The organism is Microbacterium galbinum (genome assembly GCF_023101185.1).
GTDB lineage: Bacteria > Actinomycetota > Actinomycetes > Actinomycetales > Microbacteriaceae > Microbacterium > Microbacterium galbinum.
Genome location: NZ_CP078077.1, coordinates 1122532 through 1139285 on the forward strand (window position 1 = coordinate 1122532; position 16754 = coordinate 1139285).

The 16754-nt window shown below is 70.0% G+C and carries 16 protein-coding genes; 7 read left to right on the forward strand and 9 right to left on the reverse strand.

Annotated features, from left to right (window positions below):
* Positions 1–102 precede the first annotated feature (102 nt).
* Both KV396_RS05555 and KV396_RS05560 read right to left on the reverse strand, forming a co-directional pair.
* Entirely contained in the window at positions 103–1101 is a 999-nt protein-coding gene (locus KV396_RS05555; protein ID WP_247957130.1) for a LacI family DNA-binding transcriptional regulator, read from the reverse strand.
* A 297-nt stretch (positions 1102–1398) separates the two neighbouring features.
* On the reverse strand, positions 1399–2571 hold the full coding sequence (locus KV396_RS05560) for an ROK family transcriptional regulator (protein WP_247957131.1): 1173 nt from the start codon (positions 2569–2571) through the stop codon (positions 1399–1401).
* A gap of 119 nt (positions 2572–2690) precedes the next feature.
* Between KV396_RS05560 and xylA the strand changes: the two genes are divergently transcribed.
* Both xylA and xylB read left to right on the forward strand, forming a co-directional pair.
* A complete protein-coding gene (gene xylA / locus KV396_RS05565; protein WP_247624237.1) occupies positions 2691–3878 on the forward strand; it encodes a xylose isomerase in 1188 nt (395 codons plus the stop codon).
* Positions 3879–3886: 8 nt separating this feature from the next.
* Positions 3887–5173: a xylulokinase gene (xylB, locus tag KV396_RS05570; RefSeq protein WP_247957132.1), complete on the forward strand. Its 1287-nt coding sequence runs from the start codon at positions 3887–3889 to the stop codon at positions 5171–5173.
* 13 nt (positions 5174–5186) lie between these two features.
* On the opposite strand, the gene KV396_RS05575 is transcribed toward xylB, so the two are convergent.
* Together KV396_RS05575 and KV396_RS05580 are read right to left on the reverse strand one after the other, a co-directional pair.
* On the reverse strand, positions 5187–5855 hold the full coding sequence (locus tag KV396_RS05575; protein ID WP_247957133.1) for a GOLPH3/VPS74 family protein: 669 nt from the start codon (positions 5853–5855) through the stop codon (positions 5187–5189).
* A gap of 160 nt (positions 5856–6015) precedes the next feature.
* Positions 6016–6666, reverse strand: coding sequence for an MIP/aquaporin family protein (locus tag KV396_RS05580; RefSeq protein WP_247957134.1), 651 nt, complete (start codon positions 6664–6666; stop codon positions 6016–6018).
* Between the two features lie 177 nt (positions 6667–6843).
* Here KV396_RS05580 and KV396_RS05585 point away from each other — a divergent pair, with 177 nt between their 5' ends.
* Positions 6844–8214, forward strand: coding sequence for an APC family permease (locus KV396_RS05585; protein ID WP_247957135.1), 1371 nt, complete (start codon positions 6844–6846; stop codon positions 8212–8214).
* Positions 8198–8422 (forward strand): multidrug transporter, encoded by a 225-nt coding sequence (locus KV396_RS05590; protein WP_247633572.1) that lies wholly within the window; start codon positions 8198–8200, stop codon positions 8420–8422. Before KV396_RS05585 ends, KV396_RS05590 begins: the two co-directional genes overlap by 17 nt.
* A 20-nt stretch (positions 8423–8442) precedes the next feature.
* Here KV396_RS05590 and KV396_RS05595 read toward each other — a convergent pair whose 3' ends face one another.
* A complete protein-coding gene (locus tag KV396_RS05595; protein WP_247957136.1) occupies positions 8443–9726 on the reverse strand; it encodes a serine hydrolase domain-containing protein in 1284 nt (427 codons plus the stop codon).
* A gap of 98 nt (positions 9727–9824) precedes the next feature.
* On the opposite strand from KV396_RS05595, the gene KV396_RS05600 reads away from it, so the two are divergent.
* Positions 9825–10139: a DUF2470 domain-containing protein gene (locus KV396_RS05600; protein WP_247633570.1), complete on the forward strand. Its 315-nt coding sequence runs from the start codon at positions 9825–9827 to the stop codon at positions 10137–10139.
* A gap of 54 nt (positions 10140–10193) precedes the next feature.
* Positions 10194–10841, forward strand: a complete 648-nt coding sequence (locus KV396_RS05605) for a biliverdin-producing heme oxygenase (RefSeq protein WP_247624229.1) — start codon at positions 10194–10196, stop codon at positions 10839–10841.
* Between the two features lie 101 nt (positions 10842–10942).
* On the opposite strand, the gene KV396_RS05610 is transcribed toward KV396_RS05605, so the two are convergent.
* Positions 10943–12337: an ATP-dependent DNA helicase gene (locus KV396_RS05610; protein ID WP_247957137.1), complete on the reverse strand. Its 1395-nt coding sequence runs from the start codon at positions 12335–12337 to the stop codon at positions 10943–10945.
* A 114-nt stretch (positions 12338–12451) separates the two neighbouring features.
* Between KV396_RS05610 and KV396_RS05615 the strand changes: the two genes are divergently transcribed.
* Entirely contained in the window at positions 12452–13522 is a 1071-nt protein-coding gene (locus KV396_RS05615; RefSeq protein ID WP_247957138.1) for a hypothetical protein, read from the forward strand.
* Positions 13523–13540: 18 nt separating this feature from the next.
* Here the strand turns inward: KV396_RS05615 and KV396_RS05620 are convergent, their stop codons facing one another.
* The 3 genes from KV396_RS05620 to KV396_RS05630 all read right to left on the reverse strand — a co-directional run bounded on the left by KV396_RS05620 (position 13541) and on the right by KV396_RS05630 (position 16739).
* Positions 13541–15553 (reverse strand): cytochrome c oxidase assembly protein, encoded by a 2013-nt coding sequence (locus KV396_RS05620; RefSeq protein WP_247957139.1) that lies wholly within the window; start codon positions 15551–15553, stop codon positions 13541–13543.
* Positions 15554–15673: 120 nt separating this feature from the next.
* Complete coding sequence (locus tag KV396_RS05625) at positions 15674–15961, reverse strand: HU family DNA-binding protein (protein WP_247624225.1); 288 nt, start codon at positions 15959–15961, stop codon at positions 15674–15676.
* Between the two features lie 196 nt (positions 15962–16157).
* Positions 16158–16739, reverse strand: a complete 582-nt coding sequence (locus tag KV396_RS05630; protein ID WP_247957140.1) for a TetR/AcrR family transcriptional regulator — start codon at positions 16737–16739, stop codon at positions 16158–16160.
* Between the last annotated feature and the right edge of the window lie 15 nt (positions 16740–16754).

A 16754-nucleotide genomic window follows, 5' to 3' on the forward strand; every position in this document is an offset into this window, starting at 1 on the left:
TTCGGGAGGAGATCTCACGCAACGGAGGACCGCTTGCGGCATCCGCTCCTGCATTGCGCGTGATCTCCTCCCGCCACGCGCGCCGGGTCCCCGAGAAACGCCTCAGACCGACGGGGCCGCGATCGAGTCGCGCACCACGAGCTCGGGCACGATCGACTCCGCGGATGCCGCGGCATCCGCGGCGATCACCGCAGCGACCGCCCGCCGTGCGAGCTCGTCGAAGTCCTGCCGCACCGTCGTCAACCGCGGCCAGGCGTACGCCGCCTCCGGCAGATCGTCGAAGCCGACGACGCTGATCTCCCCCGGCACCGCGATACCTGCCGCGTGCAGCGCGCCGATCAGCCCGAGCGCCATCTGGTCGTTCGCGGCGAACACCGCCGTGGCTCCGGCGTCGCGCAGCGCCTGCGCCGCCTCGAATCCGGCGCGCGCAGTCCAGTCACCGACCACGGTGAGCACGGACTCCAGCCCGCGGGCCGCGAGCTCGGCCGCGAAGCCCTCGGCACGGGACTCCGCCTCGAGCCAGTCGGCGGGTCCGGCGAGGTGCGCGATGCGCGTGTGCCCGGCATCCGCCAGCGCCCCCACCGCCAACCGCGCACCGGCGACCTGGTCGACGCCGACCCCGCGCGCATCGTGGCCGGCCGAGTGCAGGGTCACGATCGGAACCCCGACCGAGACGGTGTCGAGCATCCGCAACGTGCGGGCGTGCGGGGCGACGACCAGGATCCCCTCGACCCCCTGGGCGACGAGGTGATCGACCGCGGCCGACACCGACGCCGCGTCATCGGCATCCGCGAAGGCCGCGCTCACCCAGTACCCGGCGGCGCGGGCGGATGCCTCGATCGCCGCGATGCTGCGCGAGGGACCGAACTGCAGGGCGTCGGAGGCGAGGATCCCGAGCGTGCGCGACCGGCGCGTGCCCAGGGCGCGGGCGGCGTTGTTCATGCGATAGCCGAGCTCGCCCATCGCCTTCTCGACCCGCTCGCGCGTGGCGTCGGCGACATCCGGATGCTCGTTCAGCACCCGCGAGACGGTCTGCCGGGACACTCCGGCGAGCGCGGCGACATCGCGCACTCCGACCGCCCGCCCGCTGTTGTCCACCACGTCGAGGAGTCTAGGCGGCGCGGCATCCCGTCCCTAACTCAGGACGATCGGGCCGAAACGCATCCGAAAGCCCCGGTTCGGGGCCCGAATCCGCAGTTTGTCCTGAGTTGGGTACGGGCCCCGGCGGGCATAACTCCGGAGAATCGGCCCGAATCTCGGCGGAATCGGCCGAATCGGGCGAATCGGCAGCGATTGTCCGGAGTTATGAACCGGGGCGGGGCCCGTCGACAGGCTCAGGAACCCCGTTTCGGGCAGGAACCCCGTTTCGGGCAGGGACCCAGTACCGGAGGAGGCGCCTTACCCCGCGACGACGGCGAGGGGGTCGGTCCACAGCGGGCGGAACGCGAGTTCGGCCGCGCCGACGAGCAGCCGGTCCGAGCCGAGGGCCGCGGTGCGCAGCTCGACGACCTCGGCGCTCTCGCTCATCGCGAGTCGCGAGACCTCGGCCGCGAGGGTGTCGTGCTCTGCGTCGTCGAGCAGCGCGAGGAATCCGCCCAGCACGACCACTGCGGGGTTGAGCACGTTCACCGCGTTGGCGAGAGCGCTGCCGAGCACCCGGGCCTGCCGGGCGACCTCGGCCTCGGCAGCGGGGAGACCTGCCTCGTCGAGCGCTGCGGCGAGCGCGGCGTCGTCGGCATCGTCGAGGCCGAGGAGCGCCAGCAGATGCCGCCGGTTCACCTCTTCTTCGAGCACCCCGTCGGACGTGCGTCGGTCGGCGTCGTCGTCGATGCGAGGACGGTTGTGACCGAACTCTCCCGCGTAGCCGTTCGCCCCGGTCGCGGCCCGCCCGTGGATCACGAGCCCGCCGCCGATGCCCGAGGCGCCGCCGTTGAGGTAGACGAGTTCGTCGATGTCGCGGCCGGCGCCGAAGAGGTGCTCGGCGAGCGCCCCGAGGGTCGCATCGTTGTCGACGGCGGTGCGGATGCCGGTGAGCTCCTCGATCCGCGCGGCGAGAGGTTCATCGGTCCAGGCGAGGTGCGGGGCGTTGCGCACGACGCCGTCGGCGGTGCGCACGAGCCCGGGCACGGCGACGCCGATGCCGATCACGGTGCTGTACAGCAGAGCATCCGTCTGCCAGTGCGCCAACCGGGCGGCGACGAGCGCGGCGACCTCGGCGGCGGTCGGGGTGGCCGTGTTCACGATGCGCTCGCGCACGACGATGCGGCGATCGAGGGCGACGGCGGCGATCTCGACCGCGTCGACCTCGGGGTGCACGCTGATCGCGACGACGGATGCCGAGGGCGCGACCACCGGCGAGGGGCGGCCGGCGCGCGACGAGGATTCCGGCGGGCGCTCGTCGACGAGTCCCGCGGCCGCGAGTTCGAAGACGAGGGCGGCGATCGTGGAGCGGTTGAGCCCGGTGGCCTCGGTGAGGGCCGATCGCGACTGGGCGCCGTCGTGATGGACGATCGACAGGATCCGCGCGAGGTTCGCTTCGCGGGAGCGCGGGGTGGTCAGGTCACGGGGCACGTTCCCACTTTAGGGGTGCGGATGCGGCCTGTCATCGGTTATGTTGTGAATCACAACTTATTGCGCCGCGGCATCCGCCCGGCCCCGCAGACCACCGCAGCACTCGCAGAGGAGCGATCATGCCCACCCCCACCCGCGCCGACAAGTTCTCGTTCGGACTCTGGACCATCGGCTACAACGGCACCGACCCGTTCGGCGGCCCCACCCGCCCGGCGCTCGACGTCGTGCACGCCGTCGAGAAGCTGTCGGAGCTCGGCGCCTACGGCCTCACCTTCCACGACGACGACCTGTTCGCCTTCGGATCGACGGATGCCGAGCGCCAGACCCAGATCGACCGCCTGAAGGGCGCACTCGCCGACACAGGCGTCGTGGTGCCGATGGTGACCACCAACCTCTTCAGCGCACCCGTCTTCAAGGACGGCGGCTTCACGTCGAACGACCGCCAGGTGCGCCGCTTCGCGCTGCGCAAGGTGCTGCGCAACCTCGATCTCGCCGCCGAGCTCGGAGCCAAGACCTTCGTGATGTGGGGTGGCCGCGAGGGCGCCGAGTACGACTCGGCGAAGGACGTGCGCGCAGCTCTCGAGCGCTATCGCGAGGCCGTCAACCTGCTCGGCGACTACGTCACCGACAAGGGCTACGACATCCGCTTCGCGATCGAGCCCAAGCCCAACGAGCCCCGCGGCGACATCCTGCTGCCGACGCTCGGCCACGCGATCGCGTTCATCGACTCCCTCGAGCGCCCCGAGCTCGTGGGCGTCAACCCCGAGGTCGGGCACGAGCAGATGGCGGGCCTCAACTTCACCGCCGGCATCGCCCAGGCGCTGTACCACGGCAAGCTCTTCCACATCGACCTCAACGGTCAGCGCGGCATCAAGTACGACCAGGACCTCGTGTTCGGTCACGGCGACCTGCACAACGCGTTCTCGCTCGTCGATCTGCTCGAGAACGGCGGCCCCGGCGGGGTTCCGGCCTACGACGGCCCCCGCCACTTCGATTACAAGCCGTCGCGCACCGAGGACGAGACCGGGGTGTGGGACAGCGCCGCCGCCAACATGCGCACCTACCTGCTGCTCAAGGAGCGCGCCGCGGCCTTCCGCGCCGACCCCGAGGTGCAGGAGGCACTCGCCGCCGCGAAGGTCGCCGAACTCTCGACGCCCACTCTGAACGAGGGCGAGAGCTACGACGACCTGCTCGCCGACCGCGCGGCCTACGAGGACTTCGACGCGAACGCGTACCTCGGCGGCAAGGGATTCGGCTTCGTGCGTCTGCAGCAGCTCGCCACCGAGCACCTGCTCGGCGCCCGCTGAGTCCGGCGATGGCACTCGTCCTCGGGGTCGACTCCTCGACCCAGTCCTGCAAGGTGGTCGTCGTCGACTCCGTGACGGGTGCCATCGTGCGCTCCGGCCGCGCCCCTCACCCCGACGGCACGTCGGTCGATCCCGAGGCGTGGTGGGTCGCGCTGCAACAGGCGATCGCGGACGCCGGGGGCCTCGACGACATCGAGGCGTGGGCGATCGGCGGTCAGCAGCACGGCATGGTCGCGCTCGACGCCGAGGGCCGCGTCATCCGCGATGCGCTGCTGTGGAACGACACCCGTTCTGCGCAGGCGGCCGACGATCTGATCGGCGAGTTCGGGGCATCCGTCCTCGCCGATCGCACCAGCCTCGTACCGGTGGCGTCGTTCACGATCACGAAACTGCGCTGGCTGCGCGATCACGAACCCGACAACGCCGCCCGCGTCGCCGCCGTCGCGCTGCCGCACGACTGGCTCACCTGGCGACTGCGCGGCTTCGGACCCGAGCGGCCCGACCTCAAGGAGCTGGTGACCGACCGATCGGATGCCTCGGGCACCGGTTACTGGAATCCCCGCACCGGGGAGTACGACCGCGAACTTCTCGTCGCCGCGCTCGGCCACGACGCCGTGCTGCCGCGGGTGCTCGGCGCCCGCGAATCGGTGACGGATGCCGCGGGCCGGCGCGTCGCGCCCGGTGCCGGCGACAATGCCGCCGTCGCCCTGGGCGTCGGTGCCCGGACCGGCGACGTGGTGGTGTCGATCGGCACCTCGGGAACGATCTTCGCGGTGACCGACCGGGGTGTGGCCGATCCGAGCGGGATCGTGGCGGGCTTCGCGGATGCCGCCGACGGCTACCTGCCCCTCGTGTGCACCCTCAACGCCGCACGCGTGCTCGACGTGATCGCGCGCCTGCTCGACGTGGACCATGACGGATTGAGCACCCTCGCGCTGGAGGCGTCGCCCGGAGCGGGCGGTCTCGAACTCGTGCCGTACTTCGAGGGCGAGCGCTCGCCCAACCTGCCCGAGGCGACCGCGAGCCTGAACGCCATGACGCTCGCCTCGACGACGCGCGAGAACCTGGCGCGCGCCGCGGTCGAGGGGATGCTGGGCGGGCTGCGCTTCGGTCTCGACGCGCTCCGCGAGCTCGGCATCCCTCTCGATCGGGTGCTGCTCGTCGGCGGCGGCGCACAGTCCGGTGCCGTGCGGGAGATCGCGCCGCTGGTCTTCGGGCTGCCGGTCGAGGTGCCCGAGGCGGCGGAGTACGTCGCGGTCGGCATGGCCCGGCAGGCGGCATCCGTCCTGGACTGACCCGCAGGCGGGGTCAGGTGATCGTCGCGACGAAGACCGGGGTCATCGCGGCCATCATCGCGGCCGAGATGACCATGGTGATCGCGCGCGACACGGCATCGCCCGTCGGGCTGGCCTCGGTGAGCTGCTCGATGCGCTTCTTGAGCTGACCCGACGAGGTCGGGCCCACCTCGTCGCGCAGCAGCGGATGCGCCGCATTCATGCCCTGCAGGATGGCGAGCAGCGCGAGATCGGCCTGGGTCGGCGCGAGCGTTCCCGCGATCACCGCGGCGAGACGCGAACGCAGCAGTGTCTCGGGACCGGGGTCGGACTCGGGAGTGCGCTCGGCGCCCCACCCGAAGAAGCCCCGCTCGCCGCGCGCCAGAATTCCCTGCGTGACCAGGGATTCGACGACCTCGTCGAGAGGATCGAGCTTCGACCGCATCACGAGCGACTGCAGCCTCTTGCCGTTCACCGGCGCGAGACGGGCGAGCGCGGCATCCAGAACCGGATGCCCGGTCGGCTCCGCGGAGACGATCGTGATCGCGGGGTTCTTGCCCTCCCCCACGGTCACGCGATGATGCAGCACGAGGTCGACGATCACGGCCGCGACCTCACCGAACAGGCGGTTGGTGCTCACGCTCGACTCGACCCGGCCATCCGGCCGGAGCAGCAGCAGGTGGAGTTCCTCGACGATCAGCATGCCCTCACGGTATGCCGCGGCATCCGCCCGCCGCATCCCCCGTGAGGCGGATGCCGGGCGAGGGGTAGGGCCCTTCGTCTCGTCGCTTCGCTCCTCGCTCAGGAACCGGGGTTCTTCCGGTCCCTGAGCGAGCGCAGCGAGACGAAGGGCCCGCCCCGAGTTACTCGGCCGCGGCGATCTTCTTCACGTCGTCGCTGTTGAGCAGACGGAACGCGAGGGCCGCGAGGGCGCCGCCGACGATCGGGGCGACGATGTAGAGCCACAGCGAGCTCCAGGCGAAGTGACCGCTGACCGAGAGGCCGAGCGCGACCGCCGGGTTGAAGCCGCCGCCGGAGATCGAGCCGACCGTCGTCGCACCGACGAACACCACGCCACCGATGGCGAGGCCGTAGAACGAGTTGCCCGCGGTGCCCTTGGCCGTGGCCACGTTGAGCACGACGTACACGAGGAAGAACGTGAAGATCGCTTCGACGAGGAACGCCGGACCGACCTGCACGACCATGGCCTCCTTCTCGGGCGCCCACCAGACGGCGCTGACGAGCGCTGCCAGCACGCCACCGATGGCCTGGGCCACGATGTAGGCGATCAGGTCGGCGACGCTGAGGCCGCCGCGCACGAAGACACCGACCGTGACGGCCGGGTTGAGGTGGGCACCGGAGATGTGCCCGGTCGCGAAGATCAGCACGGCGAGCGCGAAGCCGATCGCGAGCGGGGTCAGCGCGCTGCCGCTGTTCACCGCGCCGATGATGCTGAGAACGAAGAGGAAGGTGGCGAGCGCTTCTGCGACCGCCTTGCGTGCCGTACCGGTCATGGAGATCCCGTCTCTCGAGTCTGGTGGTGCGCGATCCCCCCGGACCGCCGGCTGAAAACTATCGGCACTTCCCCCGGGCGTGTCGCCCGACGCGCGGCATTCCTGAGAAATCGCTGAACGAATTTCACCCTGTCAACCCCGTCGTCGGACGACTGCCGCGCCCCTAGTCTTCCGAGGATGACAACCGAAAAGGCCCCTGCGGCCGAAGCCCCGACGCGACTGCGGCGGGCGATCACCGGTCCACTCCTGTTCGCCTTCATCCTGGGCGATGTCCTCGGTGCCGGCATCTACGCGCTCATGGGCGTGCTGTCCGAGAAGGTCGGCGGGATGCTGTGGGCACCGCTGCTCGTCGCACTCCTGCTCGCGCTGCTCACCGCAGGGTCGTACGCCGAACTCGTCACGAAGTATCCGCGCGCCGGTGGCGCCGCGGTCTTCGCCGAGCGGGCTTTCCGCAGTCCGGTCATCTCGTTCCTCGTCGGCTTCAGCATGCTCGCCGCCGGTGTCGTGAGCGCCGCCGGCCTCTCGATCGCGTTCGCCGGCGACTACCTCGGCACCTTCATCGACCTGCCGACCACACCCGTGGCGATCGCCTTCCTCGCCGTCGTCGCGCTTCTCAACGCCCGCGGCATCCGAGAATCCCTCGGAGCGAACCTGGTCATGACCACCATCGAGCTCAGCGGTCTGGTCATCGTGATCGCCGTCGTCTCGGTGTTCTTCTTCGGTGGCGGGGGCGATGCCTCCCGCGTCGTCGAGACGCCGGAGGGCACCCCCGCGGCACTCGCCGTGCTCGCCGGCGCCGTGATCGCGTACTACTCCTTCGTCGGCTTCGAGACTTCCGCGAACATGATCGAAGAGGTCAAGAACCCCAGCCGCACGTACCCGCGCGCACTGTTCGCCTCGCTCCTCACCGCCGGCGTCGTCTACGTGCTGGTCGGTCTCGCGAGCTCGATCGCCCTGCCGGCCTCCGAGCTGCAGGAGTCCTCCGGCCCCCTGCTCGCGGTCGTCGAGGCCGCCGGGGCCAGCATTCCCTCCTGGCTGTTCAGCCTCATCGCCCTCATCGCCGTCGCCAACGGCGCACTGCTCACGATGATCATGGTCAGCCGCCTGACCTACGGCATGTCCGAGCAGAAGCTGCTGCCGGACGTGCTCTCGCGTGTGCTGCCGAAGCGCAAGACGCCATGGGTCGCGATCCTCGTCACCACGCTGGTCGCGATGGGCCTCACCCTCGTCGGCGACCTCGAGACGCTCGCCGCGACGGTCGTGCTCCTCCTGCTGATCGTGTTCCTCAGCGCCAACGTCTCGGTGCTGGTGCTGCGTCGCGACAAGGTCGACCATCCGCACTTCCGGGTGTGGACGTTCGTCCCCGTGCTCGGCATCCTGTCGTGCATCCTGCTCTTCACGCAGCAGAGCCCCGAGGTCTGGCTGTTCGGCGCCATCCTGCTGGCCGTCGGAGCCGTGCTCTTCCTGCTCACCCGCCTCGCGCGACGACGCGCCGATACGACCACCCACCACCCCACCGAGGAGAACACCCATGAGCACGCAGAATGACACCGCGAACGACGGCGCGAACGACGGCGAGGACTTCGAAGCGAACCGTCACGACCAGCTCACGTCGGCGCCCGAGTCGACCGAAGCCGATGCCGCTCCCCGCATCGACGTGAGCGAGCACGACGGCACGACGCGCATCGACATCCGCGACGACGCCGAGGTTCGGCCCGGCGCCGGCCCGGGGATGCCGGAAGCCGACGGCGAGTAGCCCCGGCTCTCGGGCTCAGATCACTCGACGGGCGGCTCGACGCACGGCAGTGCTGCGGCGTTGACCGCTTCTCGATACTGCTCGGCGGTGAACGGCAGACCGAACTCGGGAGCGGTCTGGCCGTCGGCGGCCGGAGCCTTCGAGCCGATGGCCGCGAGCTCCCAGGCCAGGGACTGCGCGATACCCGCACCCGCGGTCGAGTTGTTCAGCACCACGGCGACGGTGAATCCGCTCGCCGGGTCGGAGTACGCGGCGGTCGCGTAACCGGGAGTCCACCCGTGCTGACCGACCATCGAACCGACCAGGAACGCGCCACCCGTGGCCTGGTACCAGGACTCGGCACCGTCGAACGCGGGCAGCGGCGCGGCGAAGCGGTCGGGCTCCTCCTTCGTGCGCAGCACCTGACGGGCTTCGGCCTGCGCGTAGCGGCCGAGGTCGGCGATCGTCGAGACGGCACCCGAATCGGTGAACCCCGAGCTCGACGACATCTTCGTGATGTCGACGGGGGCGCTGCACGCGAAGCCGCCCTCGACCGGGTTCAGGTAGTGGCCTCGGAGCACGTCGCCGGTGGACGGCGTCGCGGAGGTCGAGGGCGGGAGCGACGTGTTCGCGAGGCCGAGCGGCTCGGTCACGTACTCGGCGATCAACTGCGACGCCGACATCCCGGAGGCGCGCTCGAGCGCGAGGCCGAGCAGCAGGTACCCGGCGTCGGAGTCGCGGTACGTCGTCGCCACGGGAGTGCGCGGAGCGGCGAGGCCGAAGCCGGCCAGCTCGAGCGGAGCCCACACGCGGTCGGGGGTCTTCAGCCACTCCGCCTTGATCTTCTCCTCCGACGATCCGAGGCCCGAGGTGCCGTTGCAGAGGTCGAGGAGGGTGACGTCCTCGAGGTCGGGCACGCCCGACACGTAGTCGGGAACGGCGCCGTCGAGGTCGACGGTGCCCTCGTCGGCGAGCGCGTAGAGCACGTCGCACGTCATGAGGCGCGTGACATCGGCGATGCGGAACGACATGTCGACATCGACAGGAGTCTCGCCACCGGGCTCCTGCGAGCCGACGCCCGTCACCCACTGGCCGCTCCACGGGGCCCAGACCCCGACGATCGCGGCCGACGAGCCCGACGCGCGGATCGCGTTGTCGACGGCTTCCTGCATCTGCGCGGTCATGTCGTCGGGCAGAGCGCCGTCGACCTGCGCCGGAGGCTCGTAGGTGAAGCTGTCTTCGGAGGTGCATCCGGTGAGGACGAGTCCGAGCACGACCGCACTGGCCGCGGCGGCGCGCCAGCGGCGCGACGAGAGAAGCTGCATGTAGGAAACCCCCGGAGATGTGTCTCCCGATTCTAGAGCGCCGAGCCTGAAAGACGACATCGAGCCCTCGGCATGCGCCGACGTTCTATGGTGATCTGGTGCCCCACATCTTCGATGACGCCGTGACCGCCGCCGTCCTGCACCACATGAACGACGACCACACCGACGACAACCTGCTCATCGCCCGTGCGTTCTCGACGGCATCGGATGCCGAGGTGACGGATGCCGTCATGACCGGGTTCGACGGCGACGGCGGCACCTGGCAGGTCACCCGTGCCGGCGAGACCACGGAGCTCGTCGTGGCGTGGCCGGGCGGATCGATCACCGAGCGTCCCGAGGTTCGTCGGGAGATCGTCGCGCTCTACGACGCGGCCTGCGAACGACTGGGCATCGAGCCCCGTCCGCACGCCTGATCCGGGGTCGTCACAGGGTTTCGCCAAAGGTAAGGCTGCCCTTACACTGAAGGCATGCCCGAGATCCTCTCCTTCTCCGCCGCCCTGCGCGAGCGCTCGTCCGGATCGCACTCCCGCAGCGAGACCGCCGGCTTCATGTCCGACCTCCTGAAGGGCGAAGGCTCCCGCGAGGACTACATCTCGCTCGTCGCCCAGCACTACTTCATCTACGAGGCGCTCGAAGGTGCCGGCGACCGCATGCGCCAGGACCCCGTGGCCACCGTCTTCATCAGCGACAAGCTCACGCGCCTGCCCGCGCTCGAGGCCGACCTCGAGTTCCTGCTCGGCGCCGACTGGCGTTCGCAGATCGTGCCGCTGCCCACCACGCAGCGCTACGTCGAGCGCATCAACCAGGTCGGCGCGACCTGGGCCGGCGGATTCGTCGCCCACCACTACACCCGCTATCTCGGCGACCTCTCGGGCGGCATCTTCATCGGCCGCGTGATGGCCCGCCGCTTCGGCTTCGAGACCAACGGCATCGGGTTCTACCTCTTCGATGACATCGCCGACCCGGCCGCCTTCAAGGACGTCTACCGCGAGCAGCTCGACGCCGCCCCGTGGGACGAGGCCGAGCGTGAGCGCGTCATCGACGAGGTGCTGCTCGCCTACCGCTTCAACACCGAGCTCTTCGAAGACCTCGACCGGGCCCGCGCCGCGGCGTAGTCCCGCACGTGGCGGGCCCTTCGTCTCGTCGCTGCGCTCCTCGCTCAGGAACCGGGTCTCATTCGGAACCGGCCCCTGAGCGAGCGCAGCGAGACGAAGGGTCAGGCCTTCGGGAGCTCGGGCGTCGAACGCGCGATCCAGGCTTCCCGCATGAACCGCCGCACGTCCTCGTCGACGCGGATGTCGCTCGGGCGCAGCGCGCGCGACAGGTACAGGCCGTCGAGCGAGGTGAGGCGGCTCAGCGCGACGTACGTCTGCCCGGGCGCGAACGCCCCGGATCCGAGGTCGATCACGGCGCGGTCGTAGGTCTTGCCCTGCGATTTGTGGATCGTGACCGCCCACGCCAGCCGCAGCGGGAACTGCGTGAACTCGGCCACCACGTCGCGGCTGAGCTTCTTGGTGTTCTGGTCGTAGGCGTACCGGAAACGCTCCCAGACCGCCGGCTCGACGTCGACCTCCTCGCCGTCGATGTCGACGCGCACCGCACTGCCGAGAATGCGGAGTACCGTGCCGATCGTGCCGTTGACCCACCGCGGCGGCTCCCCTGACATGGAGGTGTCGTTGCGCAGGAACATGACCTGCGCGCCGACCTTGAGCTTGAGCTCCGACTCCGCCGGCAGCGACGCCTCGCCGCGGCCGAAGTCCCCGCTGACCTCCGCCCGCGCGGTCTGCTCCTTGCCCGGGAGAGCGGCGAGGTGGCGGCTGTTGATGCCGTTCACGATGTCGTTGCGGGTGGCGAGGGTGATCATCGGCACCTCCCCCGGCTCGGGGTCGGGAGGGGTGCGCGCGCCCTGCGTGTTGAGCACGCCCGCGATCTCGGCGGTGACCCGCCCGTAGCGCACGGCGTTCAGCATCGCCTTGAAGCCGTCGTCGGACTGCCGGTGGATCTGCACGAGTTCTCGCACGTGCAGCTCGGCGCGGGTGTCGACGGCGAACAGCCCGTCCTGGTCGGAGGAGCCTTCGCCGCCGCCGGTGCCGGCCCACACGTGCGCATCGAAGAACCAGAACGAGCGGTAGTGGTCCTTGACGTAGCGGGCCTCGTCGCCGCGGGGCGGCACGGGCGCCAGCTGATACGGGTCGCCGAACATCACGACCTGCACCCCGCCGAACGGCTCGCCCCGACGCCCGCGCGCCTGACGCAGCGAACGATCGATGGCATCCATGAGGTCGGCGTTGACCATCGAGATCTCGTCGATGACGAGCGTCTCGATCGCGTTGAGGATGCGCCGGGTCGCGTCGTTCTGATCGATGTCGCCGTCGGCGATGAGGCCGATCGACAGCCGGAACAGCGAGTGGATCGTCTGCCCCTCGACGTTCAGGGCCGCGACGCCGGTCGGCGCGCAGATCGCGATCTGCTTCTTGGTGTTCCAGGCGAAGTACTGCAGCAGCGTCGACTTGCCGGTGCCCGCGCGCCCGGTGATGAAGACGTGCTCGTTCGTGTCCTCGATGAGTCGGAAGAGCTCGTGCTGTTCTTCGGACAGGGCAGGAAGGGACACGGTTCTCGCAGAGGACGACGGACGGATGCGGGCGCCCACCATGCTACGGCTCGCCGCGCGACGCGAGGTGTCGGCGCTCGGCTTCGTCCCAGGACGCTTCCCTAGACTGACCCCATGGACGGGGTGGAGTCTTCGGCGCGCAAGCGCGCGCGCGTGGGGGTCGATCTCACGATCCTCGCCCTCGTCGGCATCGTCCTGATCGCGGCCCTCGGCGCCGGCGGAGCCGTGCTCTACAAGGACTACTACAGTCCGTCCGCGTTCGTCACCCGCTACCTCGACCTGCTCTCCTCCGGCCGCGCCGCCGACGCGCTGCGCGTCCCGGGCGTCGCCGTCGACCGCGAGACCCTGGATGACGCGGGACTCTCGCCCACGGCATCCGAGGCCCTGCTGCGCCATGCGGCGCTCGCCCCGCTCACCGACGTGCGCATCGAGTCCGAGAAGGCCGTCGACGACGGCTTCGCGGTGACCGTCGGCTACTCGGCCTCCGGTCACCCCGGCACGACGACGTTCACGGTCACCCAGGACGGCTGGGAGGGTGTCGCCCCGCGCTGGCGATTCGACGACAGCCCGCTCGCGGTCGTCGATCTCACGCTCCGCGGCGCCGACCAGTTCTCGGTCAACGGCTTCGCGGTCGACCGACGGCAGGTCTCGGCCGCAGGGATGGATGCCGCTCCCCTCGACCCGTTGCCGCTGCTCGTCTTCACCCCGGGCCTGTACGCGGTGACGGTCGACACCGCCATCTCGGAGTCGTCGGGCATCGGCGTGCTCGCCGACACGCCCCTTGCCACCACCCCGCTCGACGTGCAGACGACGCCCACCGAGGAGTTCCTCTCGGTCGTGCAGGAGCGCGTCGAGGAGTATCTGACGAGCTGCACCTCGCAGGAGGTGCTGCAGCCGACCGCCTGCCCCTTCGGCATGGAGGTCAAGAACCGCATCGCCACGCTGCCCGCGTGGTCGATCGTCACGCAGCCGACGGTGACCGTCGAGCCCGACGGTTCGCAGTGGCAGATTCCGCCGACGGATGCCGTGGCCCACGTCGAGGTCGAGATCCGTTCCCTGTTCGACGGGTCGATCCAGACGGTGTCGGAGGACGTGCCGTTCCAGGTCAACGGGACGATCGTGATCCTCGCCGACGGCACGGCGTCGATCCGCGTCGGCTCGCCCGAGGACGGCCCGGCCGGTTAGTCGGCGGGGGGCTCCGGCTCAGCTGCGGCCTGCCTCGGCGTTCTGACGGTCGCGCTCGGCGATGCGGGCGAGCTTGGCGTTGTACTCCTCGAGCTCCGCGTCTCCGGTGCGGTCGGCGTGGCGGTCGCGGCGCTTCTGCAGCTTGCTGTCGCTGCGGCTCCACTGGATCGCGACGGTGATGGCGAGGATGAGCGTGGGGATCTCGCCGATCGACCAGGCCACACCGCCGCCGATGTACTGATCGTCCATCGGGTCGGGTCCCCAGGTGCGGCCCATCGAGCCGAACCAGTCCGCGACCATGAGGCCCTCCTGCATCATGATCGCGACCCCGAAGAACGCGTGCATGGCCATGATGGCGATCAGGGTGATGAGCCGGCCCGGATACGGCAGGCGGTACGGGATGGGGTCCTCGCCGATGAGCGTCAACACGAAGAGGTAGCCCGAGATGAGGAAGTGGATGACCATCCACTCGTGCCCGAGGTGCTCGAACATCGACCAGCGCACGAGGTCGGTGAAGTAGAACGCCCACAGCGACAGGATGAAGATGCCCGCCGCGACGAACGGATGCGTGACCACCTTCGAGAACGGCGAGTGCACCGCCCAGAGGATCCATTCGCGGCCGCCGCGCGTGCCGTCGTCTCGCTTGTGGATCGCGCGCAGCGCGAGCGTCACCGGGGCACCCGACACCAGCAGCAGCGGGATCGCCATCGACAGCATCATGTGCCCGAGCATGTGCACGCTGAACAGGTACTCCTGGTACGCGTTGATCGGGCCGCAGGTGACCCAGACGAGCAGCAGCATCCCGAGCACCCAGAAGACGGTGCGGTGGATCGGCCAGCGATCGCCGCGGCGCTGCAGACGGATGACGCCGGCGATGTAGAGGAAGAGCCCGAACCCAGCGGCGACGAGCCACAGGATGTCGAGGTCCCACGAGGTGAACCAACGGTCGAGGGTGAACTCCGGCGGCACGTTCGAGCGGGTCAGCACCTCGGCGGGGGTCTGCGCGAACGCGGCCTCCTCACCGGTCGGCGGGGGCGTGCGGGCGAGGGCCGCGGCAGCACCCGACGCGAGCCCCATGAGGGCGACCTCGCAGAGCACCAGCATCCAGAACCAGGCGGATGCCCGGGGGCCGTCGAGCCTCGGGATCAGACGCGCGCGGTACCAGGCGCCGAGCAGGCCCATACCACCCAGGAGTACGACCTTGGCGAGCAGGATCGCGCCGTACGGCGTCGCGAGCTGGCTCCAGTCGCCGAGGGCGACGACCGAGCGGGCGACGCCCGAGATCGCGACGACGAAGAACGCGGCGATCGCGAGCGACGAGTAGCGTCGCACGAGCTGCGCACCGTCGACGCCGTCGCGTCCGCGCAGCAGCACGATCAGCAGCAGACCGCCGAGCCACACCGCGGCGCCGATCGTGTGCAGCAGGATCGAGTTGACCGCGACCGTGTGGCCGGCGAGGTCGCCCGAGTGCCCCTGCGTGGCGAGGGGGAGGAAGGATGCCGCGGCCAGGAGCGCCGTGATGAGCGTCGGCGTCCAGGTGCGCCAGGCGAAGGCGAGCACCGTGATCACGGAACCGAAGATGGTCGTGATCAACCACGACTGACCCAGGGCCGTCTCGAGCAGGTAGCGGCCGAGCTGTGCGCCGAACTCGCGCTCGATGCTGAGCTGCGGGTTGAACGCGGCCATGAACGTGAGGAACGCGGTGAACCCCGCCGAGATCGTGAAGACCGCCGCACCGATCGAGGCGATGTTGAGGGCCGTGTCGAACGGCTTCTCGCCGCTCTTGAGGGCGAACAGGGCGAGCACGAGCGAGCCGAGCATCGCGGCGGCCGCGACGTTCATCGTGAGCTTGACGATCGGGGTGGCCCACATGACGAAGGGGCCGGGATCCTGCAGCAGCAGGGGTGCCGCTCCCCCGCCGACGATCAGCGCGGCGACGACGCCGACGATCGCGGCGACGGCGAGGATTCCGATGCCGGCGAGGCGGTAGGCCGACGCGCTCGATCGGGTCGTCGCGGCGCGGGTGTTCACCCCTCCAGCCTAAGCCGCGGTATCCGTGCCGGCTGACGTGGCGCTGGATGCCGCAGGCTCTCTGCCGGGGACGCAGAAGGCCGCCACCCCGAGGGGCGGCGGCCTTCGACAGGAAGCGTCTTACTTGACGGCTGCCTTCAGCTTGGAACCAGCGGTCACCTTGACGCGCTTGCCGGCCGGGATCTTGATCTCGGCGCCGGTCTGCGGGTTGCGGCCGGTGCGAGCGGCGGTGTCGACCTGCTCGAACGAGATCCAGCCCGGGATCGAGACCTTGCTGCCCTTGGCAACGGCGTCGGAGACCGTGGAGAACAGCGCGTCGAGGACACCCGAGACGGTGGCCTGGCTCTGGCCGGTGGCGCTGGCGATGCTCGCGACGAGCTCGGTCTTGGTGATGGACTTGTCAGCCATGTCATCCTCCAGCGACGAGGATCTCGTCGCATCGTTGTGTGGATCGGGGCGGATGCCCCTGGTCGAGTGACCGCCTTGAATGTATCAATGACCACCCCCATTTCCGCGTCATTTCGCGGGTTTTGGTCATTTATTGGGCGTGTTGCACGACTTTTGTCACTCCAGTCACAGGTTTTCGGGCGTGTCCCGACGCTTTTCAGGGCCGGTGCGCCGCGATCACGGCCTGCGCCGTGCGCTCGAATGCGGGCGATACGCGGTCGTCTCCGTCGAGGTATCCGCCGACCAGAGCGGCGTCGCGGAGCAGCACGAGCGAGGCCGCGACCTCGGCCGGCCGCTCGAGACCGGCCGCTCCGGCGACCTGTTCGAGCGTGCTCCGGAACCACTCGCGGTGCTCGTCGATCATCGTGCGTACGGGTCCCTCGCCGTCGGGGTACTCGGCGGCGGCGTTGATGAACGGGCAGCCGCGGGTGTGCCGCAGGCGGATGTCGGCGACGATGCCGTCGATGACGGCGTCGATGAGCCGCGTGGGGTCGGTGACGGCTGATCCCGCCTCGGCGAACATGTCGCGCAGCATCCGATCCTCGTTCTCGAGGTAGGCGAGCACGAGGTTCTCCTTGCCACCGAACTGCTTGTACAGCGTGGCGCGCGTGACCTCGGCCTCGGCGATCACGCGGTCGACGCCGACCGCGTGGATGCCCTCCTCGTAGAAGAGGCGCGTGGCGGCCTCGATCAGGCGTGCGCGGGCGGGGCTCGGGCGCTTCGTGGTGTCGGTGCTCATGGTGGGTCCTCCCCT

Excerpts from the sequence above, each read along its gene's own strand:
- KV396_RS05590 (WP_247633572.1), top strand. The coding sequence starts at position 8,198 with ATGAGCACGCAGAATGACACCGCGAACGACGGCGCGAACGACGGCGAG.
- KV396_RS05625 (WP_247624225.1), bottom strand. The coding sequence starts at position 15,961 with ATGGCTGACAAGTCCATCACCAAGACCGAGCTCGTCGCGAGCATCGCC.
- xylB (WP_247957132.1), top strand. The coding sequence starts at position 3,887 with ATGGCACTCGTCCTCGGGGTCGACTCCTCGACCCAGTCCTGCAAGGTG.
- KV396_RS05585 (WP_247957135.1), top strand. The coding sequence starts at position 6,844 with ATGACAACCGAAAAGGCCCCTGCGGCCGAAGCCCCGACGCGACTGCGG.
- KV396_RS05615 (WP_247957138.1), top strand. The coding sequence starts at position 12,452 with ATGGACGGGGTGGAGTCTTCGGCGCGCAAGCGCGCGCGCGTGGGGGTC.
- KV396_RS05595 (WP_247957136.1), bottom strand. The coding sequence starts at position 9,726 with ATGCAGCTTCTCTCGTCGCGCCGCTGGCGCGCCGCCGCGGCCAGTGCG.
- KV396_RS05575 (WP_247957133.1), bottom strand. The coding sequence starts at position 5,855 with ATGCTGATCGTCGAGGAACTCCACCTGCTGCTGCTCCGGCCGGATGGC.
- xylA (WP_247624237.1), top strand. The coding sequence starts at position 2,691 with ATGCCCACCCCCACCCGCGCCGACAAGTTCTCGTTCGGACTCTGGACC.
- KV396_RS05605 (WP_247624229.1), top strand. The coding sequence starts at position 10,194 with ATGCCCGAGATCCTCTCCTTCTCCGCCGCCCTGCGCGAGCGCTCGTCC.
- KV396_RS05580 (WP_247957134.1), bottom strand. The coding sequence starts at position 6,666 with ATGACCGGTACGGCACGCAAGGCGGTCGCAGAAGCGCTCGCCACCTTC.
- KV396_RS05630 (WP_247957140.1), bottom strand. The coding sequence starts at position 16,739 with ATGAGCACCGACACCACGAAGCGCCCGAGCCCCGCCCGCGCACGCCTG.